The organism is Streptomyces sp. NPDC086077, assembly GCF_040686175.1.
Classification (GTDB): domain Bacteria; phylum Actinomycetota; class Actinomycetes; order Streptomycetales; family Streptomycetaceae; genus Streptomyces.
Genome location: NZ_JBFBJT010000098.1, coordinates 20,334 through 27,857, shown reverse-complemented (window position 1 = coordinate 27,857; position 7,524 = coordinate 20,334). Strand labels below are relative to the sequence as shown.

Here is a 7,524-nt window from a genome sequence, read left to right as displayed (position 1 = left end):
TTGACGTTGACGCCGATGGTTTCCCGGAGCTGTTCCAGCAGGTCCCGGTGGATCGCCGAGCATCTCGGCGGCCCGCCCCTCTTTCGTGCCCGCGCCCCCTGTGCCGTCGGGGTCAGCCGCCGGACGCGTACAGTTCCTCGATCTCCTTCGCGTACGCCGTCGTCACCGCGTGTCGTTTGACCTTCAGGGACGGGGTCAGCATGCCGTTCTCCTCGGTGAACTCGCCCTCGACGAGGCTGAAGGCCCGGATAGACTCGGCGCGGGAGACGGCCTCGTTGGCGTAGTCGACGGCCTTCTGGACGGCGGCGTGAAGGCGCGGGTCCTGGCGGACGGCGGACATGGGGGTGTCCGGGGGCAGGTTGTGGACGGCCAGCCAGTGGGTGACGGCCTCGGGGTCGAGGGTGATCAGCGCGCCGACGCAGGGCCGGTTGTCGCCGACGACCAGGCACTGGCCGATCGGTGAGCGGCTGCGCAGGCGGTCCTCCAGGATCGACGGGGAGACGTTCTTGCCGCCGGAGGTGACGAGGATGTCCTTCTTGCGGCCGGTGATGGTGAGATAGCCGTCCTGGTCGAGGGCGCCGAGGTCACCGGTGGCGAACCAGCCGCCGGCCAGGACCGCGTCGGTGGCCTCCGGGTTGTTCCGGTAGCCGTCGAAGACGATGCCGCCCCTGATCAGTACCTCGCCGTCGGCGGCGATCCGGACGCCGGTGCCGGGGACGGGCGGGCCGACCGTGCCGGGCCGGGGTGTCAGCGGCGGGACGATGGTGGCCGCGGCGGTGGTCTCGGTCAGGCCGTAGCCCTCGTAGACGACGATTCCGGCGGCGTGGAAGAACAGGTTGAGGTTGCGGTCGAGCGGGGAGCCGCCGCTGATGGCGTAGCGCAGCCGGCCGCCGAGCTCCTCGCGGATACGGCGGTAGACCAGCAGGTCGTACAGGACCCAGGCGGCGTAGAGGCCCGGGCCGGGGCCCTTGCCGGTGCCGAGGAACTTCCTCAGGTACGCCTCGGCGAAGCGGACGGCGATCCGGTCCGCGCGGTCGAAGGAGGCACCGCGGCCGATCTTCTCGGCGGTGGCGCGGCCGGTGTCGTGGATCTTCTCGAACAGGTAGGGCACGCCGACCAGGAAGGTGGGGCGGAACTCCCGGAGCATCGGCCGGAGTTCGTCGGGTCTCACGCTCGGGCAGTGGCCGATCTCGATGCGGGCCAGCAGACACGCGATCTGGAGGGTGCGGCCGAGAATGTGGGCGAGCGGGAGGAAGAGCAGTGTCGAGGCGGTCTGGCGGGTGACCGCCTTGAAGACCGGGTGGAGCAGCTCGACGGTGTTCGCGGCCTCCGCGCGCAGGTTGGCGTGGGTGAGGACGCAGCCCTTGGGGCGGCCGGTGGTGCCGGAGGTGTAACAGATCGTCGCGACCGTGCCGGGGGTCAGGGCGGTGCGGCGCTTGGTGACCTCCTCGTCGGGGACGTTCTCGCCGAGGAGGACGAGGTCGGTGAGGGCGTCGGCGTCGAGCTGCCAGACGCGGGGCGGGTGGGGGTGACCGGCCGTGCCGGTGGTGACGGTGGCGGCGTTCTCGGCGGTCTCGGTGACCACGTGCCGGGCGCCCGAGTCGCGGACGATCCACTCCACCTGCGGCGCGGCCGAGGTGGGGTAGACCGGGACGGTGCTGCCACCTGCCGCCCAGACGGCGAAGTCCAGGAGCGTCCACTCGTAGCGCGTGCGGGACATCACGCCGACCCGGCCGCCGGGTTCGAGGCCGGCGGCGATCAGGCCCTTGGCGACGGCGGTGACCTCCTGGGCGAAGGCGGCTGCGGTGACCGGCACCCAGGTGCCGTCGGCCGTCCTGCGCCGCAGCACCACGGCGCCGGGGTCCTCGGCCGCGTTGGTGTACGGGATGTCGGCGATGCTGCCGGTGGTGGGAGGCTCGGCCATCGGCGGGACGTGCACCTCCCGCACCGTGCCGGTCTCGTCCCTGATCAGCTCGACCTCGGCGCGGGCCGACAGGTCGGTGCGCCGCCTGGCCCGTTTCAGATCCCTGCGTACGCCCATGGCGGCTCCCGCGTTGCCGGTGCACGGTGGTGACGCAAGGTCAACTTACCCGGAAGTAAGGAAAGGTCAATGGGTCGCGCGTGAACCCGCCGGACACCGGGCGTCAGTACGTGATGCCCTGCGCCTGGTCGATGGCGGTCGCCAGTTGCCGTACCTCCTCGTCCTCCGTCCGCCGCGCCAGCTCGTCGGCGTGCTCGGCGAGTTCGCGCATGCCCGGCGCACCGGGCAGCGGGGTGTGGCGGGTGTCCTCGCGGCGCAGGGCGTCGGCGAAGTAGGCGGCCACCACCGTGACCTGGAAGCGGGCGGACGCGCCGCGCACCGAGGTGTCGAGGGCCGCCGTCTCCACCCGGCCCGATTCCTCGTGCGGGGCCCGGGTGGCGGGGTCGAGCCAGCGGACGGTGGCCGTGGCGAGGTGGCCGTCGGCGCCGGGCCTGGTGCGGACCGCGTACAGGGCGGTGACCGTGTGGCCGGGGCCGACCTCGCCGCCGTCGACGCGGTCGTCGCGGAAGTCCTCGTCGGCGACCTCGCGGTTCTCGTAGCCGATCAGACGGAACTGGGAGACCGTCCGCGGGTCGAAGGCGACCTGCGCCTTGGCGTCGCGGGCGGTGAGGTCGACGTGGCGCGGGAGTTCCTCGCAGAACACCTCGCGGGCCTCCTCGGCGGTCGAGACGTACGTCGTGTGGCCGTCGCCCCGGTCGGCGAGGCGTTCCATCAACTCGTCGCCGTACTCGCTTCCGACGCCCACGCCGAAGAGGGTGACGCCGTGCTCGCGGCGGGCCCCGTCGATCCTCTCCAGGATCGTGTCGGCGTCCGTGTCGCCGGTGTTGGCGAGGGCGTCGGAGACGAGGACGACCCGGTTGGTGGCACCCTCGCGCAGACCCTCCACGGCCGTCGCGTACCCGGTCTCGACGCCCGCGCCGAGGTTGGTGGACTGCTGGACCTCCAGGCCCGAGACGGCCCCGTGGACCTTGCCGCGGTTGCCGCCGAGCCGGGTCATCGGCAGTACCGTCTCGGCCTCGTCGCTGAAGGTGACCAGCGCGACCGAGTCGTCGTCGCGCAGCCGGTCGGTCATCACGGCGAGGGACTCCTTGGCGAGGTCCAGCCGGCCGGGCTCGGACATCGAGCCCGAGACGTCGAGGACGAAGGTGAGGGCGGCGGGCGGGCGTTCGCCCTCGTTCTCGGCCGGGCGGGTGGCGAGGCCGACGCGGACCAGGGACCAGTCCTCGGCGCTGGTGCGGGCGCCGTCGACCGTCACCGAGAAGCCGTTGCCGTCGGGGCGTTCGTAGTCCTGGCGGAAGCTGTTGACGAACTCCTCCGGGCGGATCGTCGACGGGTGCGGCCGGCCGCCCTCGGCGAGGGTGCGGCGGGCGTAGCCGTACGAGGCCGTGTCCACGTCGAGGGCGAAGGTGGAGAGGTGGTCGGGTTCCGGCGCGAACTCGCGGTCCGTGCCGTCCTCGCGCTGCTCTCCGCTCACCTCGCCGGAGTCCGGGGCGGGTGGGGCCGGGGCCGGGAAGCCGTCGGCCTTCTCCGCCCGGTCGGCCCGGCTCGCGTCGCCGGAGTCCCCGGCGCCGCAGCCGGTGAGCAGCAGACCGCCCGCCGTGGTGAGCGCGAGCAGCGCGCCGCTGAGCCGCCGTGTCCGATACCGCTTCATCACACGTACCCCCTGTGTCCGTTGACCGCCCGTCGAACCTCGACGTCAGTGACTGTGACGGCACAGGGGGCCGGAACGTGCGTGACAAAGCGTTGCGCTTGCGTCTCGAAGGGGCTACGGAGCGGGCCCGCCGAGACCGGTGGGAGATCTTCCGGAGACCTAGGAGACGACGTCCTTGCGGGCGAAACCGCGGAAGGCCAGGGCGAACAGCACGAGTGCGTAGGTCACGGAGATCGCGGTGCCCTGGATCATGCCGGACCACTGCGGTTCGGGCTGTACGGCGTCCGCCCAGGCGAACTGCCAGTGCGCGGGGAGGTAATGGCGCCAGTCGCCGAGGGCGGTGACCGCGTCGAGGACGTTGCCGACGATGGTCAGGCCGACCGCGCCGCCGACCGCGCCGAGCGGCGCGTCCGTCCGGGTGGACAGCCAGAACGCCAGCCCGGCGGTGACCAGTTGGGACACGAAGATGTACGCCACGACCACCACCAGCCGCTGCGCCGCCGTGCCCGCGTCGAGCGCGCCGCCGGTGGGTATCTGCAGCGGGCCCCAGCCGTACGCGGCGACGCCGACGGCCAGCGCGACGACCGGCAGCAGCAGCATGGCGGCCAGGCTCAGGCCGAGCCCGACGACGAGCTTGGACCACAGCAGCCGGGCCCGTGGCACGGGAGCGGCGAGCAGATAGCGCAGCGAGGACCAGCCGGCCTCCGAGGCGACCGTGTCGCCGCAGAACAGGGCGACCGGGATGACCAGCAGGAAGCCCGCCGACACGAACAGGTTCACCGCGGCGAAGTTGGCCGCCGACGCGGTGGCCGTGTCCATCAGCGTGATCCGGTCGCCGCCACCGTCCGGCTCGCCGCCGATCGCGAAGGCGACGACCAGGACGAAGGGCAGGACGCCGAGGATGCCGAACATGACGAGCGTCCGGCGCCGCTTGAGCTGGCGGACCAGCTCCACCCGCAGGGGCAGGGTGCGGCCCGCCCGGTAGCCGGACGCGGTCTCCTTGGCGTCCGTGCGGTCGGCGAGGGTGCTGCCGCTCATGCGGAACCTCCGATCAGGGTGAGGAACGCGTCCTCCAGGCGGCGGTGCGGGCCGACCGAGGCGACCGGCACCTCCAGCCGGACCAGCTCGGCGACCAGCCGCGAGGCGCTGCCGCCGGCGTCCAGCCGGACCAGCAGCCCGTCGCCGGTGACGACGGCCGAGGCGACGCCCGGCAGGGCGGCGATCTTCTCGGCGACCGGTTCGTCGACGGGCGTGCCCGTGCCGACGAGGAGGGTGTCGCCGGAGCCGACGATCTCGCCCACCGGGCCCGCCTGCACGAGCCGGCCCCGGTCCATCACCACGAGATGCGTGCAGGACTGCTCGACCTCCGACAGGAGGTGGCTGGAGACGATCACCGTGCGGCCGGCGGCCGCGTACCGGATCATCACCTCGCGCATCTCGCGGATCTGCGGCGGGTCGAGGCCGTTGGTCGGTTCGTCGAGGATGAGCAGGTCCGGCAGGCCCAGCATGGCCTGCGCGATGGCCAGGCGCTGGCGCATGCCCTGCGAGTACGTGCGCACCGCGCGGGCCAGCGCGTCGCCGAGGCCGGCGATCTCCAGCGCCTCGTCGAGGTGGGCGTCCTCGGCGGGGCGGCCGGTCGCCCGCCAGTACAGCTCCAGGTTCTCCCGGCCGGAGAGGTGGGGCAGGAAGCCGGCGCCCTCCACGAATGCGCCGACCCGCGACAGCACGGGTGCGCCGGGGCGGATGGCGTGGCCGAAGACACGGATCTCGCCGCCGTCCGGCCTGATCAGGCCCATCAGCATGCGCAGGGTGGTGGTCTTGCCGGCGCCGTTGGGGCCGAGCAGACCCAGGACCTGGCCCTTGTCCACCCGGAAGGAGAGGTCCTTGACCGCGTACCGCTCCGCCGACCTGGCGTACCGCTTGCTCAGGTCGGTGATCAGGAGCGGCACGTCGGACAGCGCGGGGTCGGGGGCGGGCGTCGCGGTGCGGCGGCGGGCGGAGAGCAGCAGCGCCAGGGCGACGACGGCACCGGTCAGCGGCAGCCACCACACCCAGGCGGGCAGCGGCGTGGCGGCCGCCGTCACCTCGGGAGCCGTCGGCACCGACAGGGCGCCCTTGAGGGAGACGGTGTAGGTCGCCGGGGCCGCCGGGGAGGCGTACGCCAGGTCGGTCGAGGCGAGGACCAGGCGCAGCTGGTGGCCCTTGCCGACCTCGTAGTCGACGGCGGGGAGGGTGAGCGTCACGTCCTTGCCGGCCTTGGCGTCCGTCACGCGGACGGGCGTGACCAGCTGGGAGGGCAGCACCTGCTGACGGCCGTCGGGGCCGACGTCGTAGACCTTGGCGAAGAGGACGGCGTCCGCGCTGCTGGACTTCACGTGGACGGTGGCCGTCGGTGATCCGGTGACGCGCAGGTCCTCGGTCAGCGGCGCCGACTCGAACCGCGCGTGCTGGCCCGGGAAGTCGAGCGAGATGCCGACTCCGAGCGCGGAGAGCTGGGCGAGGCCGCCGCCGGCACCGAGGCCGGGCAGGGCGGAGACGGCGGGCGGTCCGGCGCCGGGCGGGTTGTCGAAGGTCTGCTCGCGTCCGGTGAGGGCCACCGCACGCCGTCCGCTCTCCAGGCCGGGATACGTCTCGGCGCTCGCGCCCCGCAGCAGGGCCTCGCCGTCGGTGGAGTCGACGCCTCCGGTGCGGGTGACGCGGAAGGCGGGGCCGGTGGCGGCGCCCTTGTCGTCCTTGAGGTAGCGGTCGAACCACTGGGTGACGCGCTGCTGGACCCGGCTCGTCTCCAGGTCGCCGCCGTCGTGGCCGCCGGCGATCCAGTCGACGTCCACGGGGGCGCCGCCCGCCCGGACGGCCCGCGCCGCCGCGTCGGCCTGGTCGAGCGGGAACAGGGAGTCCGACTGGCCCTGGATCAGCAGGGTGGGTACGTCGATGCGGTCGCCTACGGCCGACGGCGAGCGCTCTTCCAGGAGTTCGCGTGCCTCGGTGTCGGGGGTGCCGGACTCGGCGACCCGCTCGTACATCTCGCACAGCCGCGGCTCGAACTTGGCGCAGCCGCCACCGGAGGTGACGAAGACGCCCGCCCACAGCTTCTTGAAGACGTCGTTAGGGAAGAGGGCGTCGGCCAGGTTCCAGTAGGTGATCGCCGGGGCGATGGCGTCCACGCGGTCGTCGTACCCCGCGGTCAGCAGCGCGATCGCGCCGCCGTAGGAGCCGCCCGCCATGCCGACGCGGGGGTCGCCGGACTTGTCGAGCGCGACCTGCGGCTGCGCGGCCAGCCAGTCGAGCAGCTTCGAAACGTCGGCGACCTCGCCCTCGGGGTCGTTCAGCCCGATCCTGCCCGTGGACCCGCCGAAGCCGCGTGCCGACCAGGTCAGCACCGCGTAGCCGTCGCGCGCCAGGTCCTGCGCCTGCTGCCGTACGTCGTCCTTGCTGCCGCCGAAGCCGTGCCCCAGCAGCACCGCGGGGCGGCGGCCGGTGGACGCGGTGGTGAAGTACGAGGTGTCGATGCGCACCCCGCCGGCACCGGGCAGCACCCGGTCGGCGCGGCGTACCGCGGGCGCGTCGTCGTCGGCGACGGCCGTCCACGTACCGGCACCGGCGAGCACGACGACGGCGGCCGCGGCGGCCACCAGCCGTCGTGGCCGCCGCAACAGCCCGCGCAGTCCGGGCGAGCGAAGATCCATGCGTCAACGGTACGCGGCGAACCTGTCGCCCACTGACAGCTCACGGTCTGAACCCGGTGCCCTCCCAGGGGAGTACGGCGCCGCCTTCACATACCGCGCCCGTGGTACGTGGGTCCACGGGCGCGGTCCCGGTTCCGGTCCGGCGC

General features: G+C 73.3%; 4 protein-coding genes. All 4 read right to left on the bottom strand.

Annotated elements, in window-relative coordinates; all coding sequences use genetic code 11:
- Positions 1-112: 112 nt before the first annotated feature.
- Positions 113-2,041, bottom strand: a complete 1,929-nt coding sequence (locus AB0O67_RS25365) for an AMP-dependent synthetase/ligase (protein WP_365454191.1) — start codon at positions 2,039-2,041, stop codon at positions 113-115.
- Between the two features lie 103 nt (positions 2,042-2,144).
- On the bottom strand, positions 2,145-3,692 hold the full coding sequence (locus tag AB0O67_RS25360; protein ID WP_365454188.1) for a von Willebrand factor type A domain-containing protein: 1,548 nt from the start codon (positions 3,690-3,692) through the stop codon (positions 2,145-2,147).
- A 159-nt stretch (positions 3,693-3,851) separates the two neighbouring features.
- Entirely contained in the window at positions 3,852-4,730 is an 879-nt protein-coding gene (locus AB0O67_RS25355; protein WP_365454185.1) for an ABC transporter permease, read from the bottom strand.
- Positions 4,727-7,378 (bottom strand): alpha/beta fold hydrolase, encoded by a 2,652-nt coding sequence (locus AB0O67_RS25350; protein WP_365454182.1) that lies wholly within the window; start codon positions 7,376-7,378, stop codon positions 4,727-4,729. Before AB0O67_RS25350 ends, AB0O67_RS25355 begins: the two co-directional genes overlap by 4 nt.
- Between the last annotated feature and the right edge of the window lie 146 nt (positions 7,379-7,524).